This is a genomic window from Accumulibacter sp., from assembly GCF_023806625.1.
Taxonomy (GTDB): domain Bacteria; phylum Pseudomonadota; class Gammaproteobacteria; order Burkholderiales; family Rhodocyclaceae; genus Accumulibacter.
The window spans coordinates 34,247-53,727 of record NZ_JAMTDX010000102.1 but is presented as its reverse complement, the minus strand read 5'-3'; the positions used below and the strand labels follow the sequence as shown (position 1 = coordinate 53,727).

General features: G+C 65.7%; 18 protein-coding genes. 8 read left to right on the top strand and 10 right to left on the bottom strand.

Annotation, left to right across the window (positions count from 1 at the left end; all coding sequences use genetic code 11):
• Positions 1–16: 16 nt before the first annotated feature.
• Positions 17–727, top strand: a complete 711-nt coding sequence (locus NFW05_RS16545; RefSeq protein ID WP_295309520.1) for a TonB family protein — start codon at positions 17–19, stop codon at positions 725–727.
• Here NFW05_RS16545 and NFW05_RS16540 read toward each other — a convergent pair.
• The gene (locus tag NFW05_RS16540) at positions 705–1,268 is read right to left on the bottom strand and encodes an NUDIX hydrolase (protein WP_295309517.1); all 564 of its coding nucleotides are present in this window, start codon (positions 1,266–1,268) and stop codon (positions 705–707) included. The two genes, NFW05_RS16545 and NFW05_RS16540, sit on opposite strands and share 23 nt — an antisense overlap.
• Before the next feature lie 122 nt (positions 1,269–1,390).
• On the opposite strand from NFW05_RS16540, the gene motA reads away from it, so the two are divergent.
• Positions 1,391–2,248 (top strand): flagellar motor stator protein MotA, encoded by an 858-nt coding sequence (motA, locus tag NFW05_RS16535; protein ID WP_295309514.1) that lies wholly within the window; start codon positions 1,391–1,393, stop codon positions 2,246–2,248.
• A 23-nt stretch (positions 2,249–2,271) separates the two neighbouring features.
• Positions 2,272–3,234 carry a flagellar motor protein MotB gene (motB, locus tag NFW05_RS16530; RefSeq protein ID WP_295309511.1) on the top strand — a complete coding sequence of 321 codons (963 nt, stop codon included), beginning with the start codon at positions 2,272–2,274 and terminating at the stop codon, positions 3,232–3,234.
• Between the two features lie 30 nt (positions 3,235–3,264).
• Here the strand turns inward: motB and NFW05_RS16525 are convergent, their stop codons facing one another.
• Positions 3,265–3,873: a glutathione S-transferase gene (locus NFW05_RS16525; protein ID WP_295309508.1), complete on the bottom strand. Its 609-nt coding sequence runs from the start codon at positions 3,871–3,873 to the stop codon at positions 3,265–3,267.
• A gap of 268 nt (positions 3,874–4,141) precedes the next feature.
• On the opposite strand from NFW05_RS16525, the gene purB reads away from it, so the two are divergent.
• The 4 genes from purB (at position 4,142) to NFW05_RS16505 (ending at position 6,739) form a co-directional block, all read left to right on the top strand.
• Positions 4,142–5,512 (top strand): adenylosuccinate lyase, encoded by a 1,371-nt coding sequence (gene purB, locus NFW05_RS16520; protein WP_295309504.1) that lies wholly within the window; start codon positions 4,142–4,144, stop codon positions 5,510–5,512.
• On the top strand, positions 5,512–5,847 hold the full coding sequence (locus NFW05_RS16515) for a hypothetical protein (protein WP_295309501.1): 336 nt from the start codon (positions 5,512–5,514) through the stop codon (positions 5,845–5,847). The genes purB and NFW05_RS16515 overlap by 1 nt, the downstream gene beginning before the upstream one ends.
• Positions 5,848–5,849: 2 nt before the next feature.
• The gene (locus NFW05_RS16510) at positions 5,850–6,170 is read left to right on the top strand and encodes a DUF2322 family protein (RefSeq protein ID WP_295309498.1); all 321 of its coding nucleotides are present in this window, start codon (positions 5,850–5,852) and stop codon (positions 6,168–6,170) included.
• 113 nt (positions 6,171–6,283) lie between these two features.
• Entirely contained in the window at positions 6,284–6,739 is a 456-nt protein-coding gene (locus NFW05_RS16505) for a cytochrome c (RefSeq protein WP_295309495.1), read from the top strand.
• 103 nt (positions 6,740–6,842) lie between these two features.
• On the opposite strand, the gene NFW05_RS16500 is transcribed toward NFW05_RS16505, so the two are convergent.
• The 4 genes from NFW05_RS16500 to yajC all read right to left on the bottom strand — a co-directional run bounded on the left by NFW05_RS16500 (position 6,843) and on the right by yajC (position 10,873).
• Positions 6,843–7,535 (bottom strand): cytochrome b/b6 domain-containing protein, encoded by a 693-nt coding sequence (locus tag NFW05_RS16500; RefSeq protein WP_295309492.1) that lies wholly within the window; start codon positions 7,533–7,535, stop codon positions 6,843–6,845.
• Between the two features lie 53 nt (positions 7,536–7,588).
• Positions 7,589–8,533 (bottom strand): protein translocase subunit SecF, encoded by a 945-nt coding sequence (gene secF / locus NFW05_RS16495; RefSeq protein WP_295309489.1) that lies wholly within the window; start codon positions 8,531–8,533, stop codon positions 7,589–7,591.
• Between the two features lie 77 nt (positions 8,534–8,610).
• Positions 8,611–10,488, bottom strand: coding sequence for a protein translocase subunit SecD (secD, locus tag NFW05_RS16490; protein WP_295309486.1), 1,878 nt, complete (start codon positions 10,486–10,488; stop codon positions 8,611–8,613).
• Positions 10,489–10,549: 61 nt separating this feature from the next.
• Positions 10,550–10,873, bottom strand: coding sequence for a preprotein translocase subunit YajC (gene yajC, locus NFW05_RS16485; RefSeq protein ID WP_295309476.1), 324 nt, complete (start codon positions 10,871–10,873; stop codon positions 10,550–10,552).
• A 277-nt stretch (positions 10,874–11,150) separates the two neighbouring features.
• Here yajC and NFW05_RS16480 point away from each other — a divergent pair, with 277 nt between their 5' ends.
• Entirely contained in the window at positions 11,151–12,716 is a 1,566-nt protein-coding gene (locus tag NFW05_RS16480) for a hypothetical protein (protein WP_295309468.1), read from the top strand.
• Positions 12,717–12,731: 15 nt separating this feature from the next.
• On the opposite strand, the gene tgt is transcribed toward NFW05_RS16480, so the two are convergent.
• The 4 genes from tgt to NFW05_RS16460 form a co-directional block, all read right to left on the bottom strand.
• Positions 12,732–13,871 carry a tRNA guanosine(34) transglycosylase Tgt gene (tgt, locus tag NFW05_RS16475; RefSeq protein ID WP_295309464.1) on the bottom strand — a complete coding sequence of 380 codons (1,140 nt, stop codon included), beginning with the start codon at positions 13,869–13,871 and terminating at the stop codon, positions 12,732–12,734.
• Between the two features lie 84 nt (positions 13,872–13,955).
• Positions 13,956–16,688 (bottom strand): pyruvate, phosphate dikinase, encoded by a 2,733-nt coding sequence (gene ppdK / locus NFW05_RS16470; RefSeq protein WP_295309461.1) that lies wholly within the window; start codon positions 16,686–16,688, stop codon positions 13,956–13,958.
• 154 nt (positions 16,689–16,842) lie between these two features.
• Positions 16,843–18,465, bottom strand: coding sequence for an NAD(P)-binding protein (locus NFW05_RS16465; protein WP_295309458.1), 1,623 nt, complete (start codon positions 18,463–18,465; stop codon positions 16,843–16,845).
• Positions 18,465–19,478, bottom strand: a complete 1,014-nt coding sequence (locus NFW05_RS16460) for a thiamine pyrophosphate-dependent enzyme (protein ID WP_295309455.1) — start codon at positions 19,476–19,478, stop codon at positions 18,465–18,467. The genes NFW05_RS16465 and NFW05_RS16460 overlap by 1 nt, the downstream gene beginning before the upstream one ends.
• Between the last annotated feature and the right edge of the window lie 3 nt (positions 19,479–19,481).

Genomic DNA, 19,481 nt, shown 5'->3' with positions numbered 1-19,481 from the left:
TGGCGACCGGGCGTCGATGGCCGAGGAGCCACGCCGCCAGCTGTTGCTCGCCCTGACGGCGTCTGCGCTGGTGCACGTCGTCGTGCTGCTGCCGGCGGTCAGGCTTCTGCCGCTGCGCCTCGAGTTCGCCGCGAGACCGATCGAGGCCGAGATTCAGCGCCCGGCCAGCCCGACGGCGGTGGTCGAACAGCCAACTCCCGCACCTCGGCACAGTGTTGCCCAGCGCCCGGCCGCGGCCCGTCCGTTGGCCGCGCCCGCCGACAAGCGGCGCCTGGCTGTAGCACGAGCGGAGCCGACGGTCCGCGAGGCGCAGGTCGAACCAGCCGAGCAAGCGCCGCTGCCGGGTCCGGCGTCCGATCGTCCACCGGTCGCCGGTGGCCAGGCGCCGGCGGGTGGTCCAGTGCCAGCCCGGGACGGTGTCAGCGCCGACGATCTGCGGCAGTACCGGATCGCCCTCGCGGTGGCGGCGCGTCGCTTCAAGCGCTACCCGGCGCTGGCCCGCGAGCGCGGCATCGAGGGGCGGGTCGAGGTCGCCGTCGATGTCCGTTCGTGGCCGCACGGCCCGGAGCTTTCGCTCGCCCGCTCGAGCGGCAGTGCGCTTCTCGACCGGCAGGCGATCTGGATGATCGAGCAGGCTTCGGCGAGTACGACGCTGCCCGAAGGACTCCGCGGGAGGAACTTCAGCGTGCTGTTGCCCGTCGAGTTCAGTCTCGAGGACGACCGTTAGCAGCCCGGGGAGCGCGCACGATGCTGTCCTCGTGGAAAGTGAAGCGGCCGGAGAGGCGATCGGCGAAGTAGGCGCGCAGGCACATCGTGACGCTCTGGAAGGCGAGTTCGTGCCAGGGCAGCGCGTCTTCGGAGAAGAGCGCGGTTTCGAGGGTCTCGGCCCCGGCGGCGAAGCGTGTGTCGAGCAGTCGCGCGCGGTAGAAGAGGTGCACCTGGTTGATGTGTGGAACGTTGATCAGGCAGAACGCCGGGCCGAGTTCGACCCGCGCGCAAGCTTCCTCGAGCGTTTCGCGCAGCGCCGCCTGACTCGTCGATTCGCCGTTTTCCATGAACCCTGCGGGTAGCGTCCAGAGCCCGTAGCGCGGATCGATCGACCGCCGGCAGAGCAGGATCTGCTCGCGCCATTCGGCGAGACAGCCGACGACGAGTTTCGGATTCTGGTAGTGGATCGTCCCGCAGGCCTGGCACACGTGACGCGGCAGGCTGTCTCCCTCGGGAACGAGCAGGGTCACCCGGCCGCCGCACTGACTGCAGAACTGCATGCTTCGAGCTCCCTGGGTGGCTGTTGGTCGATGATCCAGAAAGTCTATACGATTAGAATGCGCGACAATACGGGCTTTCGAAGAGCGCGGCGGCTTCCCCGCGCGAGGACTGGGGAGAGCGGATGTTCTTGATCGTCGGATACGTGGTCATTCTCGCTTCGGCGTTGGGGACCTATGCCATTCATGGCAGTCTGGCCGCTCTCTGGGTGCCGCTCGAGTATGCGGCCATCGTCGGCCTGACGGTCGGAGGCTTCGTCGCCTCGAACGACATCCGGATCATCAAGGCGACCGTCGGCGCATTGCCCGGGATCTTCAAGGGATCGCGGTTCACCAAGGCGCTGTACGTCGATCTCCTGGCGATGCTCTTCGAGGTCCTGGCCAAGGTGCGCAAGGAAGGTCTGATGTCGATCGAGAACGACGTCGAGAATCCCGAAGAGAGCCCGATCTTCAGCAAGTACCCGGTCCTCTCCGGAGATCATCACGTGATGGAGTTCATCACCGACTACCTGCGAATGATGGTCGGTGGCAACCTGAACGCAATCGAGATCGAGAACCTCATGGACATCGAGATCGAGACCCACCACCAGGAGGTCGAGACGCCGGGCCACGTGATGTCCCGGGTTGGTGATGCGGTTCCGGCATTCGGTATCGTCGTCGCCGTCATGGGCGTCGTCAATGTCATGGGCTCGGTCGGCGAACCGCCCGCGGTTCTCGGCAAGATGATCGGCGGCGCGCTGGTCGGGACCTTCCTCGGGATTCTGATCGCCTACGGCTTCGTCGCGCCGCTGGCCAGCCTGCTGCAGCAGAAGGCCGAGGAAGGCGGGAAGATCTATCAGGTGATCAAGGTCGTCCTGCTCGCCTCGATGTCCGGGTACGCGCCGCAGGTGGCCGTGGAATTCGGGCGCAAGACGCTCGCCGGTCGGGTTCGTCCGAGCTTTCGCGAACTCGAGGAAGAACTCAAGAGCCGTAGGGGCAAGTAGCCCCGTCCCGCCTGGGAAAACGAATGAGCGAAGAGGTCCGGCCGATAGTCATCAAGCGGGTCAGAAAGGTCGCCGGTGGCCATCACGGCGGCGCGTGGAAGATCGCCTACGCCGACTTCGTGACCGCGATGATGGCCTTCTTCCTGCTGATGTGGCTGCTCGGGTCGACGGCGAGCGGCGACCTCAAGGGAATCGCCGAGTACTTCCAGAATCCGCTGAAGATCGCTTCCTCGGGCGGCTCGGGCACCGGAGACAGCTCGAGTGTACTGAAGGGCGGGGGCAAGGACCTGACCCGTTCTGCCGGGCAGGTCAAGGGCGGCGACGTCGACGCGCGCAACAAGACGATGAGCCTCAAGGAAACGAATGCCGAGGCGGCGCGCAAGGAGTTCGAGGAACGCGAGAAGGCGATGCTCGGAGAACTCAAGGAGAGCATCGAGAAGCTGATCGAGAGCAATCCGGCGCTCAGGCAGTTCAGGAGCCAGCTGCTCGTCGACATCACCAGTGAAGGGCTGAGAATCCAGATCGTCGATGAGCAGAACCGCCCGATGTTCGACACCAGCAGCGCCGAACTCAAGCCCTACACGCGGACGATCCTGCGCGAGATCGGCAAGGCGCTGAACTCGGTGCCGAACAAGCTCAGCCTGTCCGGGCATACCGACGCAGCGCAGTACGGTGGCGGGGAGAGGGGATTCTCGAACTGGGAACTCTCGGCGAACCGCGCGAATGCCTCGCGGCGCGAGCTGATCGCCGGGGGAATGGACGAGCACAAGGTGCTGCGGGTGGTCGGGCTGGCCTCGACACTCCTTTTCGACCGGAACGATCCGCTGAGTTCGGTCAACCGCCGGATCAGCATCATCGTGCTCAATCGGCGATCGGAGGAGTCGCTGCTCCAGGAGGACGGCAAGGGCGACGCCGTCGAGGTCGGTGGCGAGGCCGTCGACGGTCGACGGCTCGCCCCGTCGGCCCAGTCGGCGACCAAAGGCTGACCGGGTCGCTGCGCCTTTCGCCGGCCGGCGTCAGCCCTGCGGCACGGTTTCGGCGAAGCCCGGACGCCGGATCAGCTTCGCGTAGAGTCGAGCCAGGTTGGGATGCCTTTCCTGCCAGTCGATTTCCGGGAAGCGGAAGACGAGGTAACCGAGCGCGCAGCCGACGGCGACGTCGGCGAGCGAAAAGTGCGTGCCGGCGCACCACGGATGCTCGGCGAGTTCGCTGGCCATGAATTCGAGGCTGCGGAGGATCTTGTCCTGCTGGCGGGCGGTCCACTCGCTGCTCTGCTGTTCGATCGGGCGCTTGCGCTCGAGGAAGATCAGCGCCGCCGAATCGCATACACCATCGGCCAGGGCTTCCCAGCGCCTCACTTCGGCACGTTCGCGATTCGGCGCCGGCATCAGCTTGTTGTTCGGCGCGACGTTGTCGAGGTACTCGACGATCACGCGCGAGTCGAAGAGCGTGGTGTTGTCGTCGAGGACGAGCACGGGGATTTTGCCCAGCGGATTGACCTCGGCGACCGTGTTCCCGGCCAACCAGGGCGAGTCCAGCTCAAAGTCGTAATCGATCTTCTTTTCGGCGAGGACCACCCGCACCTTGCGGACGTAAGGACTGGTCAATGATCCGACGAGTTTCATCTGCATTTCAACCGTGACTACCTGCGGACGATTATAGCATCGCGCTGCACGGCGTTTACGAGCAGGCCGCGCAGGCGGGTACAATACGCAGCTGACTGGCCCCGCCGTGACGCGGAGGCGACGAAAGAGTCTGCCGGGTCACCGGCCTGTGGCATTGCTCACCCGGTTCACCGTCACCTGCTCGACGTGTCTCGTCGTTCTCCCGCTCGCGCCGGGCGCTGCGGTTCATGTGCACCGATTGCTTACCGACCTCCCAGGGGTTGCCTCGATGTCTGCTGGTACCGAGCTCACCGCGCTTTGCCCGCTCGACGGCCGCTATGCCCGTAAACTCGACGCGCTGCGGCCGCAGTTCTCGGAATACGGACTGATCCGGCGGCGCCTCCAGGTGGAAATCGAATGGCTCAAGGCGCTGGCTGCCGACCCGGAGCTTGCCGACCTTCCTGCGTTTTCGGCACAGACGCTGGCCGACCTCGATGCGCTGGTCAGTGGCTTCGGGCCGGCCGAGGCAGCGGAAGTCAAGGGCATCGAGGCGGTGACCAACCACGACGTGAAAGCCCTCGAGTACTGGATACGGCGCCGCCTGGCCGGCAACCCCGAGGTCACGCGGGTTGCCGAGTTCATCCATTTCGCGTGCACTTCCGAGGACATCAACAATCTCGCGCATGCGCTGATGCTCCGCGAGGCGCGTGACGAGACGATGCTGCCGGGGCTTGACCGGGTCGTCGGATGCCTGCGCGACCTGGCCCATCGCTTCGCCGATCTGCCGATGATGGCGCGCACTCACGGACAGCCGGCGACGCCGACGACGCTGGGCAAGGAAATGGCCAACTTCGCCAGTCGCCTGCTTCGCGCGCGGTCGAGGATCGCCGGTGTCAGGCTGCTCGGCAAGATCAACGGTGCCGTCGGCAACTACAACGCGCATCTCGCGGCCTACCCGGACCACGACTGGGAATCCTTCGCCAGGCGTTTCGTCGATGCACTCGGTCTGGAGTTCAACGCCTACACGATCCAGATCGAGCCGCACGACGCGCTCGCCGAACTTTTCGACGCCTTTGCGGCCGCGAACCAGGTTCTGGTCGATCTGAATCGCGACCTCTGGGCGTACATCTCGCTGGGCTATTTCAGGCAGAAGCCGAAGGCCGGCGAGATCGGCTCGTCCACGATGCCGCACAAGGTCAATCCGATCGATTTCGAGAACTCCGAGGGCAACCTCGGGCTGGCCAACGCGCTGCTCCGGCATCTTGCCGAGAAGCTTCCGGTCTCGCGGCTGCAGCGCGATCTCACCGATTCGACGGTACTGCGCAACATGGGCGTCGCTCTGGGCTACACGCTGCTCGCCTACGACTCGCTGCTGCGCGGTCTCGGCAAGCTCGAAGCCGATCCCGAGCGTCTCGATGCCGACCTCGATGCCAACTGGGAACTCCTCGCCGAGGCTGTGCAGACGGTGATGCGTCGCTACGGCGTGGCCAATCCTTACGAGAGGCTGAAGGATCTGACTCGCGGCAGGCGAGTGTCGCGCGACGACATGCACGAGTTCATCGCCGGTCTGGAAATTCCGCCGGAGGCAAGGCAGGCGCTGCTCGCGCTGACGCCGGGACGCTACGTTGGCCTGGCTTCGAAGCTGGCCAGGAGGATCTGATGATGCAGGAGACGGAAAGCTCGCTGCAGGAAGGGGCCCCGGGCTCCGCTGCGGGCGGTCCGCGGGCGATCGTCTGCCCGGCCTGCGAGCGCCTGCTGCCGGCCGGTTCGACCTATTGCCCGTCGTGCTGCGGCGAGGACGGGCGGCGTGGGGCGCTGCTGCGCGGAGCGATGTTTGGCTGGATAGCCGGCTTTCTGTTCGGCGGTCTGGCCAGCGCCGCCTGGTCGTCGTATGTCGGGCCGGAGCAGACCGCCTGGGCGCCGGTGCTGACGACGACCTTGGGCTGCGCGGTGTTCGGCGTGTTGATCGGCATGATCGTCAATCGGAAAGGCTAGGCGTGGTTTCGTCGTCCGACCGACCCCGGAAGCTGCCCGGGACCTCTCACCTCGCGGCGATCCGTCTGCTCGATGAGGGCGGGGAGATCGTCGCGACGATCGACAACCGGCCCGGCAGTCAGCTGTCGCTGGCGGTCTACAATCACCTGGCCCAGACCTTCGGGGCGATCACTCCCGAGGCAGCGAGGAAAGGGCTCGAACTGTTCGGCGAACACGTCGAGGAGGCGAGGGCCAATCCCGGGAAACATCCGAACATCGATCGACTGCTGGAAATCGCCGATGGCCGGAGGACCTTGCGCGCCAAGCATGTTTTTGCACTCTGAACGCCGTCCAGGCGATCGGCAGGTGTGGGGCGGCGGGTTCGCGCGCGGCGTCCGGGCCGCGAGGCCAGCCCGGACGGGGCGAATGTGTTTTCAACCGTGACGGAGATGTACTGATGAAGAAGTTCGTGACCACCCTCGTCCTTGCCGGTCTTGCCGGCAGCGTTATGGCCCAGCAGGCGCTGAAGCCGGAGGAGATGATCAAGTATCGCAAGGCGGGCTACAACTTCATGGCCTGGAACATGGGCAAGATCAAGGCCAACCTCGAAGGCACGTACAACAAGGATCAGGTCGTCGCGGCGGCGAATGTGATCGCAGCGACGGCGAACTCGGGCATGGGCGCCCTGTTTGGGCCGGGCACCGACAAGGAGGTTGGCGGGCAGACGACGCGTGTCAAGCCGGAGTTCTTCAAGGAGCCGGACAAGGTCAAGGAACTGGCGATGGCCTACATCAAGGAAACCAACGAACTGCAGAAGGTCGCCGCGACTGGCGACGCAGCGGCGGTCAAGGTCCAGTTCGGCAAGACCGGAGAAAGCTGCAAGGCCTGCCACGACAAGTTCCGCAAGGACTGAGCACGCGGCAAGGGCAGGGTCGCCAGCCGGGCGCGAGCGCCGGGGCCGACGGCCAGGCAGGAAGCCGGTGACCAGGTGGGGTCGCAGGTTTGCCGAAAGGTCGCTACCAGGCCGGCGCCGAGGCCGGCGCCGGCGGAGGTGGCGGCAGCCAGCTTCCCGAGCCGAGGTAGACCGCTGCCAGCGCGAGCAGCAGGGCTAGGAGCAGAGCCAGCGGCCCGCCGCCGCTGGCTGGCGCGCCCTGTGCCGGGTCGGCGTCCTTCCAGCCAGTGATCATCGGCTTGACCAGATTGTCCTTCTTCACGTGCGCGTAGAAGCCGATCGCGCCGAGGTGCAGGACGACCAGGACGACGAGCAGGTCCGACGACAGGCGATGGAAGCCGCTCAGCGTGTCGCTGAGATCGCCGTTGATCAGCGGGTACAGCGGGCCCTGGAAGGCGATGTCGTCGTTGGCAAAGAGGCCCGTGCCGACCTGGAAAGCGAGCAGGCCGAGCAGCCCGAAGACCGAAAACGCGCCCAGCGGGTTGTGGCCGAGACCGCGCCACTCGCCGCGCAGATAGGCGGTGAGCGAAGCCGGGGTCGGAAAGAAGCTGGCGAAGCGCGCGTAGGTCGAGCCGACGACTCCCCAGACGAGGCGAAACGCCAGCAGACCGACAATGGCGAGTCCGCAGCGGCCATGCCAGACCATCAGATTCCCGCCGATCTGACCGCTGACGAAAGAAGCGGTGACCAGTGCGACCAGCAGCCAGTGGAAGAGTCGGGTCGGCAGATCCCAGATGCGGAGACGTTGCTGACTCATCGGATGGCTCTCCTCGTCAGGGTGGGAAGGGCGTTCGGGCGTCGATGCTGCCGTCAGACGACGGCCCCATCCCGGTTGGCGCCTTCGATCTGCTTCTTCGGCCGCACGAACTGCTCGCGCGAGACGCCCAGCCACATGACCAGCGGGCTGGCGACGAGCACCGAAGAGTAGATTCCGAAACAGATGCCGATGGTCAGGGCCAGCGAGAAATAGTAGAGCGTCTCACCGCCGAAGACGAGCATCGAGAGGACCATCATCTGCGTGGATCCGTGGGTGATGATCGTCCTCGAAATCGTGCTGGTGATCGCATGGTCGAGCACCTGCGGCGTGGTCAGGCCACGAGTCTTCCTGAACGTCTCGCGGACGCGGTCGAAGACGACGACCGATTCGTTCACCGAATAGCCGAGGACGGCGAGCACCGCAGCCAGGACCGACAGCGAAAACTCCCACTGGAAGAAGGCAAAGAAGCCGAGGATGATCACCACGTCGTGCAGGTTGGCGATGATCGCCGAGACGGAGAAACGCCACTCGAAGCGGAAAGCGAGATAGACGACGATGCCGATCACCACGAGCAACAGGGCGAGTGCGCCATTCTCGGCGAGTTCCCGGCCCACCTGCGGGCCGACGAATTCGACCCGGCGCAGGCTGGCGCCGGGCGCTTCGCTGGCCAGCGCCCCGCTCACCAGTTCGCCGATCCGGGCCGTGTTCTGTTCGTTCCTGAGCGGCAGGCGGATCAGCACGTCGTGACTCGAACCGAAGTTCTGAACCGAGAAGTCGGAAAACCCGGCCTTGCCGAGCCCGTCGCGGATCTTTTCGAGGTTGGCCGCCTGCGCGTAGTTGAGCTCGATCAGCGTGCCACCGGTGAACTCGACCGACAGATGCAGGCCACGGCTCAGCAGGAAGAAGACCGAAAGCAGGAAGGTCAGCAGTGAAATGACGTTGAACCACAGCGCGTGGCGCATGAAGGGGATGTCTTTGCTGATCCGGAAGAACTCCATGGTCCTGCTGTCCCTCAGACGTTGAACACGAATCTATTGTGCGACCGGTCGGCTCGCGCCGGTCTCTCGCCGGTCGCTCATCGGACCGCTGGAGCGCCGGTGTTGCCCGGCTTCCAGACCTGACCGATGGCCAGCGACTCGAGCTTCCGCCGGCGGCCGTAGATCAGGTTGATCATCGCTCGCGAGACGACGACCGCAGAGAAGAGCGATGTCAGGATGCCGAGGCAGTGCACGACTGCGAAGCCGCGCACCGGGCCCGAGCCGAAGACGAGCAGCGCGATGCCGGCGATCAGGGTCGTGATGTTCGAATCGAGAATCGTGCCGAAGGCCCGCTCGTAGCCAGTGTGGATCGCTGCGTGGGGAGTCGATCCGTTGCGCAGCTCTTCGCGAATCCGTTCGTTGATCAGCACGTTCGCGTCGATCGCCATGCCCAGCGTGAGGGCGATCGCGGCGATTCCCGGCAGTGTCAGTGTCGCCTGGAGCAGCGACAGAAGCGCGACCAGGAACAGCAGGTTGGAGGCCAGGGCCATCACCGAGACGAGACCGAACAAGGCATAGTAGGCGATCATGAACGCGGCGATCGCGGCGAAGCCCCACATCGTCGACTGGAAGCCCTTGCGGATGTTCTCCGCACCGAGGCTCGGCCCGATCGTTCGCTCCTCGATGATCTCCATCGGGGCGGCGAGCGACCCGGCGCGCAGCAGCAGGGCGACGTCGTTGGCTTCGACGGTACTCATCCGGCCCGAGATCTGCACGCGGCCCCCGCCGATCTCGGTGCGGATGACCGGCGCGGTGACCACTTCGCCCTTGCCCTTCTCGATCAGCAGGATGGCCATCCGCTTGCCGACGTTGTCCCGCGTGACGTCCTTGAAGATGCGTGCGCCGGCCGAATCGAGCGTCAGATGGACGGCCGGTTCGTGCGTCTGGTTGTCGAAACCTGGCTGGGCGTCGGTCAGGCGGTCACCGGTCAGCACGACCTGCTTCCTGACCAGCAGCGGCAGGCCCCCGCGCTCGACGTAGAGTTCGGTGCCGAAAGGAGGCTGGCCGGCCTGCGCGGCTTCGAGTGCGCCCGGCGTATCATCGACCATGCGGATTTCGAGCGTCGCCGTACGCCCGAGAATGTCCTTCGCCTTGGCCGTATCCTGGACGCCCGGCAATTGCACGACGATCCGGTCGCCGCCCTGCTGGGCGATCACCGGCTCGGCGACACCGAGCTCGTTGATCCGGTTGTGCAGCGTCGTCATGTTCTGCTTGATCGCGAATTCCTGGAGCCGCTTGATCGCCTCGGGTCTGAGCGTGGCGACGAGACGCAGTTCATCGCCTTCGCCCTGCTCGGCGAGCAGCAGGTCGGACTGGTTGTCCTCGACTACCGTACGCGCCCGGCTGCGCGTGTCGGCATCCCGGAAGCGGATGACGAGGCGCTCACCTTCACGGCTGATTCCGGCGTGACGGACGTTCTTGTCGCGCAGCAGCGTCCGCAGGTCGCCGCCGACGGCGTCGAGACGCTTCGTCACCGCTCCCTTCATGTCGACCTGGAGCAGGAAGTGGACGCCGCCGCGAAGATCGAGGCCGAGATACATCGGCAGCGCGCGCAGGCTGGTCAGCCAGCGGGGCGAACTCGACAGCAGGTTCAGGGCGACGACGTACTGCGCGTCCGATGGATCGGGATTGAACTGCCTCTCGAGCACGTCCCGGGCCTGGATCTGCGCGTCGGCCGTGCGCAGGCGCACCTTGACGCCGTTGGTATCGAGGAAGACGCCGCTGTTTTCGATTCCCACAGCTTCGAGAGCGCCGATCACCCGCTCGCGGGTCTTTTCGTCGATCCGGATCGTCGCCTTGGCGCTCGACACCTGCACCGCAGGCGACTCGCCGAAAAAGTTCGGCAACGTATAGATCAGGCCGACGAAGAGCGCGACGGCGACGGTGACGTACTTCCAGAGCGGGTAGCGGTTCATGGGGTCGGGGTGGCAGGGGGCGTGCGGACGGCGCCGGACGGCGGGCCGTCCGGCAGGACGGTCAGAGCGATCTCAGCGTGCCCTTGGGCAGGACCACCTGGACGGCCTGCCTCTGGACGTGGATCTCGACGGCGTCGGCAACTTCGAGACCGATGAACGTGTCTCCGACCTTGGTGATCCGCCCGGCGATGCCGCCGCCGGTGATCACTTCGTCCCCCTTGGCGAGCGCTTCGACGAGCGCCTTGTGTTCCTTCTGCCGCTTCATCTGCGGACGAATCATCAGGAAATAGAGGACGACGAACATCAGAACGATCGGCAGCAACTGCATCAAGCCGCTGGTCGGGTCGGTGGTCGCCGTCTGGGCGTATGCGGTACTGATCAGCACGACAGTCTCCTGGCTCAGGCTGTGGTCAACAAGCGGGCGATTGTAACACTACCGCTGGTACGCCTGCCGCATGCTGTTGGCCGGTTACCCGTCGGGCAGCTTGCCAGGGAAGATGAAGCGGAGCCGGCAGTGCAGGAATTCCTTCGTGTGCGCGTAATATGGTGGCCGTCGAGGAGCGCGGCTGGCCGCGTGTCCCGACATTGGCCCGGGGGGGCCATCGCCGCTGTGCGGCCGCTTCGCTGGACGGGCCGCGTGCAAACTTCATCGCAGGCAAGCCATGGCGACCGTTCGGACAGGGGAGTATGGCCAGAAACTCCGGCTACTGCGCAGCGCATTCTCGCTGCTCGCGGTGCTCGTCGCCTTCGTTCCCGTATTGGCCGTGCGGTACCCGCCGTTTCTCGACTACTACACGCACATCGTGCGTATCGCGATTGCCGCCGACCTCGCCAGTTACGCGGAATTCTACGAACTCAACGACCGGACATCGCCGAACCTCGGCGCCGAACTGATCATTGGCGGTCTCTATCGCCTCTGGCCCATCGAGACCGCTGGCTGGCTATTCGTGCTGCTGACGGTCCTCGTCCTGGTCACGGCTCCGTTCGCCCTGCACAGGGCACTGTCCGGCAGGGAGTCTTCTCCGCTCGGGCCCATGGTTGCCTGTGCCCTCGTTTATAACTTCGTTCTCCAGATGGGTTTCCTGAGCTACCTTCTCGGTCTCGGGCTTGCGCTCTGGGGACTCGCCGTCTGGCTCAGGGTTCGCGGGGGCTCTCCCCTGCGGTCGGTACCGGTGGCGACCATCATCGCCGTGGTCATCTACTTCACCCATCTCGTCGCCTTTGCCGTTTTCGCGCTGGCTCTGGTCGCGCTCGAGGCAGCGGTGGCCTGGGAACAGCGTTCGCTTCGCCGTCCACTTGCGGACTTCCTGCGCGTCATCGTGGCGCTTGTGCCTCCAGTGCTCTGGCAGTTGTTCTTCATTCACCAGTCAGGACAGGTGGTCGTCTGGCGCAACGAGCAGTTGCTGCTGCACAAGGCCCGCCAGGTATTCAACTTCATCGACTCTGGCGCCGTCTCGCCGGGAATCGTCCTGCTTGGTCTGGGTCTTTACCTCGTCCTGGTGCTCCTGCTGGCACGGGTCACGATCCATCGCTGGACGATTCCCGCACTTGGCCTGGCCAGTGCGGTGTTCATCGCCGCTCCGGAGAGCATCGGCGAGGGTTATTACCTGTCCCCTCGGCTTCCGCTGGCCATCGCCTTGCTCGGTCTCGCTTCCTTGGTCGTCTCTTTCGTCAGCATCCGGAGAGAGGCCGCTCTGCTCGGTGTCCTGCTCGCCTTGCTGGGCTGGCAGGCGAGCGAGACGGCCCGCGACTTTCTTCGCTTCGAAGAGCGCATGCAGGCCGTGGTCCGCGATATCGGCAGGGTTCCCGCTGGCAGCGTGGTCGTCGTCATGGTCGACACGAGTGCTCGCCAGTACGGTGCGGCGCCGGTGCAAACGCGGCTCTGGCACGTCGCGTCGCTTGCCTCGTTGCGCCCCGGTACCTTCGTCGCGACGCTTCCAGCCGTCGAGTCGCAGCACTCGATCGTCGTCAGACCCGATTACCGGCCGCTCTACATATGGCAGCGGAAGGTTCCCCGGAGGCTCGTCGCCAACGAGGTCGACAGCTTGCTGTCGGATCTCGAGGTCGCGGCGCCGCACCGGCTTCGCGAGGTCTACGCCGTCGTGCTCACGCCCGCCGGGTTGGCCGAGGAAGTCGCCATGCGTGGTGAACTGGTCAGCAGGAGCGACGACCTCTGGGTGATCCGGCTCCGCCGGCCTTTTGCCTGGGCGGACGGGGCTGCCCTCTGAAACTGCGGTATCCCGTCAGACGCCGTGTGCAGCGACGCTGCCGGCCGCGCCGCCGGCCGAGCGCTCGAAATGGAAACGCTCGATCATCGCTGGCAGCTGGCCGTCGGCGATCGCCGCGCGCATTTCGCGCATCAGCGTCTGGTAGTAATGGAGGTTGTGCAGCGTGCCGAGATGGGCGCCGAGGATTTCGCCGACGCGCTGCAGGTGGTGGAGGTAGGCGCGGGTGAAGTGCCGGCAGGTGTAGCAACTGCAATCCTCGTCGAGCGGCTGCAGGTCGTTCCGGTAGCGGGCGTTGCGGATGCGCACGTCGCCGTGACGGGTGAAGAAGTGGCCGTTGCGCGCGTTGCGCGTCGGCAGCACGCAGTCGAACAGGTCGATTCCCTGCTCGACCGCAGCGACGAGGTCCTCCGGCGTGCCGACTCCCATCAGGTAGCGCGGCCGGTCGGCGGGCAGGCGGGGCGTCGTGTGCGCGAGAATCCGCGCCATTTCGTGCTTCGGCTCGCCGACCGAGAGGCCGCCGATCGCATAGCCGTCGAAACCGATGTCGATCAGTCCGGCCAGCGACTCGTCGCGCAGATCCTCGAACATTCCGCCCTGGACGATGCCGAACAGGGCGTTCGGATTACCCAGTTGGTCGTGTTCGGCCCGTGAACGCTTCGCCCAGCGCAGCGAGAGGCGCATCGAGTCGGCGGTCGCGGCCGGTGTCGCCGGGTACGGCGTGCACTCGTCGAAGATCATCACGATGTCCGAGTCCAGGACACGCTGGATGCGCATCGATTCCTCGGGGGTCAGGAGCATTCGATCGCCGTTGACCGGTGACTGGAAGCGGACCCCTTCCTCGCTGATCCTGCGCAGCGCGCCGAGCGAGAAGACCTGAAATCCGCCCGAGTCGGTGAGGATCGGACGGTTCCAGCCCATCAGCCGGTGCAGCCCGCCATGGGCGGCGACGGTGGTCAGCCCGGGCCGCAGCCAGAGGTGGAAGGCATTGCCGAGGCAGATCTGCGCGCCGACTTCGGCGAGGTCGCGCGGACTCATCGCCTTGACCGTTCCGTAGGTACCGACCGGCATGAACGCCGGCGTGTCCACGGTGCCATGGGCGAGGTCGAGCCGGCCCAGACGAGCCATACCATCATCAGCAAGGACGCGGAACTTCACCGGAGTCTGGACGATCGGGATTGTCGGCCTCTACAGGCGCAAACGGGCACCCCGTCGTGGGGTGCCCGTCGCTTCAGGTGAGGCTCAGCTCGGGTTGTCGATCGCCGCCTGCGCCGCGGCGAGCCGCGCGATCGGCACGCGGAACGGCGAGCAGCTGACGTAGTCGAGGCCGACGCGATGGAAGAAGTCTACCGACGCAGGATCGCCGCCGTGTTCGCCGCAGACTCCGAGCTTGATTCCCGGGCGCACCGAACGGCCCTTGTCGACGGCCATGCGGACGAGGATGCCGACGCCTTTCTGGTCGATCGACTGGAAGGGATCGCGCTCGTACATGCCGTCCTTGAGGTAGCTCGGCAGGAACTTGCCGGCGTCGTCGCGCGAGAAGCCCATGGTCATCTGGGTCAGGTCGTTGGTGCCGAACGAGAAGAACTCGGCCTGGCTGCCGATGCTGTCGGCGACCAGTGCGGCGCGCGGGGTCTCGATCATCGTCCCGAGCAGGTAGTCGAGCTTCTCGCCGCGCTCGGCGAAGACCGCTTCGGCGGTGCGCCGGATCACCTTCGCCTGAGCGTTGAACTCGCGCACCGTGCCGACCAGCGGGATCATGATCTCGGCCTTGACGTCGTAACCCTTGGCCTTCATGTTCAGGCCGGCCTCGATGATCGCCCGCGTCTGCATCTCGGTGATCTCCGGGTAGGTGATGCCCAGGCGGCAGCCCCGGTGGCCCATCATCGGATTGAATTCGTGGAGATCGTCGACACGCATCTTGATCACCGCCAGTGGCACGTTCATCTCGTGGGCCATGATCCGCTGGTTTTCCTCGTCGTGCGGGACGAACTCGTGCAGCGGCGGGTCGAGCAGACGGATGGTCACCGGCAGGCCGCTCATTTCGCGGAAAAGGCCCTCGAAGTCGCCGCGTTGCATCGGCAGCAGCTTGGCCAGCGCACGCCGGCGGCCGGCCTCGTCCTCGGCGAGGATCATCTCGCGTACCGCCTTGATCCGGTCACCCTCGAAGAACATGTGTTCGGTGCGACACAGGCCGATTCCCTTGGCGCCGAAATTGCGCGCCGCCTTGGCGTCTTCGGGGGTGTCGGCGTTGGCCCGGACGCCAAGCCGCTTGTGGCGATCGGCGAGTTCCATCAGCGCGCCAAAGTCGCCGGTCAGCTCGGCTTCCTTGGTCGGCACCTGGCCTTCATAGACATCGCCGGTCGATCCGTCGAGCGAGATCCAGTCGCCTTCCTTGTAGATCTGGCCGCCGACCGACATCGTCCGCGCATGGTAGTCGACGTGCACGGCTCCGGCACCCGAAACGCAGCACTTGCCCATGCCGCGAGCGACGACCGCGGCGTGCGAGGTCATGCCGCCACGCGCGGTCAGGATCCCCCTGGCGACGTTCATCCCGCGCAGGTCTTCGGGCGAGGTTTCCTGACGGACGAGGATCACCGTCCGGCCCTTCCTGACCCATTCTTCTGCTTCGTCGGCGAAAAAGACGATCTGCCCGGTGGCCGCGCCCGGCGATGCCGGCAGCCCGTGGGCGATGACCCGCGCGCCCTTCACTGCGGCGGGGTCGAAGACCGGGTGCAGCAGCTCGTTGAGGCGCTCAGGGTTGACCCGGCGCAGCGCTTCCTTCTCGTCGATGATTCCCTGCTTGAGCATCTCCATCGCGATGCGCACCATCGCCGCACCGGTGCGCTTGCCGTTGCGCGTCTGGAGCATCCACAGGCGGCCTTCCTGGATCGTGAACTCGACGTCCTGCATGTCCTTGTAGTGACGCTCGAGCTTCGTCTCGGCCTGCAGCAGTTGCTGGTAGATCGCCGGCATCAGTTCCTCGAGCGAGGGGAACTTGCTGCGCCGGATGTCCTCGCTGACCATCGCCAGTTGTGCCCAGCGGCGCGATCCCTCGAGGGTGACCTGCTGCGGAGTGCGAATTCCGGCGACGACGTCCTCGCCCTGTGCGTTGATGAGAAATTCGCCGTTGAACAGGTCTTCACCGGTGCCGGCGTCGCGCGTGAAGGCGACGCCCGTGCCGCTGTTGTCGCCGAGGTTGCCGAAGACCATCGCCTGGACGTTGACCGCCGTTCCCCACGACTCCGGGATGTCGTTGAGTTCGCGATAGACTCGTGCCCGGTCGTTGTTCCAGCTCTGGAAAACGGCCATGATCGCGCCCCAGAGCTGCTCCCAGGGGTCGATCGGGAACTCGCGTCCGACGCGGGCGCGGATCAGCCCCTTGAAGCGGGTGACCAGTTCCTTGAGGTCGTTGGTGTCGAGGTCGGTGTCGAGCTGCACCCCCTTCTTTTCCTTGACCATGTCGATGACCACCTCGAAGGGGTCGTGTTCTTCCTTCGAGACCGGCTTGAGGCCCATGACCACGTCGCCGTACATCTGCACGAATCGCCGGTACGAATCCCAGGCGAAGCGCTCGTTGTTGGCCTTGCGGGCCAGGCCGGCGACGGCTTCGTCGTTGAGTCCGAGGTTGAGGATGGTGTCCATCATTCCGGGCATCGAGGCGCGCGAACCCGAGCGCACCGAGAGCAGCAGCGGGTCCGAGGGGTCGCCAAACTTCTTGCCCATTTCCTGTTCGACGAAGGCTATTCCGGCGCGGACGTCGGCTTCGATCAGCCCGATCACGGCGTCCGGACCCTGCTCGCTGTAGACGGCGCAGACCTCGGTACTGATCGTGAACCCCGGCGGCACGAGGATCCCCAGGCGGCACATTTCGGCAAGGTTGGCCCCCTTGCCGCCGAGGAGGTTCTTCATCGTCGCGTCGCCGTCGGTTCGGGCGGCGCCAAATACATACACGTTCTTCGTTTCAGTGGACATAGATACCTCGCGGGTCGGTAAACAAGGGCGGGACACTTCGGGCAGATTGCGCGAAGTGTCCCAAGACGTGATGACCCGGACTGGTCCGCCGGGCCAGGATGCTATTGCGCTGCAGGCCGGCGACGCCCTCCGACGCGCCGCTGCGACGTGGAACTCAGATCTCCTCGGCCTCCATCCGGATCGCGCCGCACGGGCATTCGGCGACACACATGCCGCAGCCCTTGCAGTAGTCGTAGTTGAACTCGAAGCGCTTGCCGGGACCGAGCTTGATCACCGCGTTGTCGGGACAGACCCCGTAGCAGTTGTCGCACTCGAAACAGTTGCCGCAGGAAAGACAGCGGCGTGCCTCGAACAATGCGTTGCTCTCGTCGAGTCCGCCCTGTACTTCGTCGAAGGTCGACTGCCGGCGGATGATGTCGAGCATCGGCCGCACCGTCTTGGGTGCGTCGGCGTAGTACCAGGTATTCAGATTCTCGAAGACGGCCACCTCGTGCTTCGGTGGCGGGACATACTGCTCGCCCCTGAGCCAGGCGTCGATGTTGCGCGCGGCCTTCTTGCCGTGGCCGATGGCCACGGTCACGTTGCGCTGGGCGGGGACCATGTCGCCGCCGGCAAAGATGCCCGCGTGGCCGGTCATCATGTTGCCGTCGACCTGGACGACGCCATCGCTGACCTCGAGGCCCGGAACCCCTTCGAGCAGCCGGAGGTCGACGTCCTGTCCCAGTGCGAGAACCAGCGAGTCGGCCTCGATGGTTTCGAACTCGCCGGTCGGCTGCGGGAAGCCCTTGCTGTCGAGAGCCATCTTCTCGATGGTCAGCGACGACTCTCCGGCCTGTTTGATCGTCGACAGCCACTTGACCATCACGCCTTCCTGGAGCGCCTCTTCGACCTCGAAGTCGTGCGCCGGCATCTTCTCGCGGGTGCGGCGGTAGACGATCAGCGGTTCGGCGCCCATCCGCTTCGCCGTACGCGCCACGTCGATCGCCGTGTTCCCGCCACCGTAGACGACGACACGCCGGCCGAGCAGCGGCTTCTCCTCGCCCTCCATGCTGCGCAGCAGCGAGATCGCGTCGATGATCCGCGCTGCGTCGCCCGCCGGGATCATCGCCCGCTTGCCGATGTGCGCGCCGACGGCCAGGAAGGCCGCGTCGAAGGCTCCCGCGTGCATCGTTTCGAGAATGTTCTCGACCTTGGTGTTCAGGACGACCCGGACGCCGAGGTCGGCGACGCGCTGCATCTCGGCCTCGAGCACGTCGCGCGGCAGCCGATACTTGGGAATCCCGAAGCGCATCATGCCGCCGAGCAGGGGTCCGGCTTCATGAACGGTGACCTGGTGCCCGAGCCGGCGCAGGTGGTACGCCGCCGACATTCCCGACGGACCGGCCCCGACGATCAGCACGTGCTTGCCGCTGTCGCTGGCCGGAGGACTCAGCTTCCAGCCGCGCTTGAGCGCCTCGTCGCCGAGGAAGCGCTCGACCGAGTTGATCCCGACCGGTTCGTCGAGCCGCCCCCGATTGCAGGCGTTCTCACAGGTGTGGTAACAGACCCGGCCCATGATCGCCGGGAAGGGGTTGTCCCTGGTCAGGTGCCGCCAGGCACTCTCGTAGTCTCCCGACTCGGCATGGAACAGCCAGCCCTGGATGTCTTCGCCGGCCGGACACTGGCTGTTGCAGGGCGGCAGGCGGTCGACATAGACCGGCCGTGAAGTCCGCCAGGAGCCTGTCCGGTTGGCCAGCGACGAGCCGGGATCCAGGGTGATTGCAAAGGGTTTGTCCATCAGTTCGCCTCCCGGTCGAGCAATCCGTACTTGCGGATGTTCTTGTCCGCCAGCGCCTGCAGGCGGGCGATCGTCTCCACGGCCGGCTTCTTCCCGAACAGGTGCGCGTAGCGCTTCTGCAGCTTGAGGTACTCCTCGACGGGCTGCGGCCGGCGGATCTTGAGCACGCCGGTGACATCACCGTGCTCGGCCTCGAAGACCGGGAAGATCCCGGTTTCCTTGGCCAGCCTCGCCAGCCGGATCGTATCGTGTGAAGCCGCGCCCCAGCCGAGCGGGCAAGGCACGAGGATATGGATGTAGCGCGCGCCGCGCATGCCCATCGCCTTGGTGACCTTGTTTTCGAGGTCGCGAAGGTCGGCAACGGTCGCCGTCGCGACGTAGGGGATTTCGTGGGCCATGGCGATCGCCGGAACGAACTTGCCCTGACCGAAGACGTTGCCGGGCTCGGGGCCAACGGGCATCGTCGTCGCCGTGCGTGCCGCCGGGGGTGTCGCCGAGCTGCGCTGGACGCCGGTATTCATGTAGCCGCCGTTGTCGTAACAGATGTAGAGCACGTCGTCGTTGCGCTCGAACATCCCCGAAAGACAGCCGAAACCGATGTCGGTCGTTCCGCCGTCGCCACCCTGGGCGACGACCCGCACGTCGTCGGCCTGACCCTTCTGGCGCTTGACCTTGATCGCTGCAGCGATGCCGCTGGCCACCGCGGCGGTGTTGCCGAACAGCGAGTGAATCCACGGGATTTGCCACGAGGTTTCGGGATACGGCGTCGAGAAGACCTCGAGGCAGCCGGTGGCGTTGGCGGCGATCAGGCGTCCGCGGGCGGCGTTCATCGCCGCGTCGATCGCATAGCGAGCGCCGAGCGCCTCGCCACAACCCTGGCACGCGCGGTGCCCCGAGTTCAGCGAGTTGGTGCGCTGCATGTTCGCCTGGACGCTACGCTCCTCGGGCGCGAGCAGGCGGTTGCCGACGGTGAAGGTGCCGGTCTGGTAAAAGTGAACGGGCTGGATGCTCATCGT

Coding starts and splice junctions, on each gene's coding strand:
- NFW05_RS16545 (WP_295309520.1), top strand. CDS start 17: ATGGCCGAGGAGCCACGCCGCCAGCTGTTGCTCGCCCTGACGGCGTCT.
- NFW05_RS16540 (WP_295309517.1), bottom strand. CDS start 1,268: ATGCAGTTCTGCAGTCAGTGCGGCGGCCGGGTGACCCTGCTCGTTCCC.
- motA (WP_295309514.1), top strand. CDS start 1,391: ATGTTCTTGATCGTCGGATACGTGGTCATTCTCGCTTCGGCGTTGGGG.
- motB (WP_295309511.1), top strand. CDS start 2,272: ATGAGCGAAGAGGTCCGGCCGATAGTCATCAAGCGGGTCAGAAAGGTC.
- NFW05_RS16525 (WP_295309508.1), bottom strand. CDS start 3,873: ATGAAACTCGTCGGATCATTGACCAGTCCTTACGTCCGCAAGGTGCGG.
- purB (WP_295309504.1), top strand. CDS start 4,142: ATGTCTGCTGGTACCGAGCTCACCGCGCTTTGCCCGCTCGACGGCCGC.
- NFW05_RS16515 (WP_295309501.1), top strand. CDS start 5,512: ATGATGCAGGAGACGGAAAGCTCGCTGCAGGAAGGGGCCCCGGGCTCC.
- NFW05_RS16505 (WP_295309495.1), top strand. CDS start 6,284: ATGAAGAAGTTCGTGACCACCCTCGTCCTTGCCGGTCTTGCCGGCAGC.
- NFW05_RS16500 (WP_295309492.1), bottom strand. CDS start 7,535: ATGAGTCAGCAACGTCTCCGCATCTGGGATCTGCCGACCCGACTCTTC.
- secF (WP_295309489.1), bottom strand. CDS start 8,533: ATGGAGTTCTTCCGGATCAGCAAAGACATCCCCTTCATGCGCCACGCG.
- secD (WP_295309486.1), bottom strand. CDS start 10,488: ATGAACCGCTACCCGCTCTGGAAGTACGTCACCGTCGCCGTCGCGCTC.
- NFW05_RS16480 (WP_295309468.1), top strand. CDS start 11,151: ATGGCGACCGTTCGGACAGGGGAGTATGGCCAGAAACTCCGGCTACTG.
- ppdK (WP_295309461.1), bottom strand. CDS start 16,688: ATGTCCACTGAAACGAAGAACGTGTATGTATTTGGCGCCGCCCGAACC.
- NFW05_RS16465 (WP_295309458.1), bottom strand. CDS start 18,465: ATGGACAAACCCTTTGCAATCACCCTGGATCCCGGCTCGTCGCTGGCC.
- NFW05_RS16460 (WP_295309455.1), bottom strand. CDS start 19,478: ATGAGCATCCAGCCCGTTCACTTTTACCAGACCGGCACCTTCACCGTC.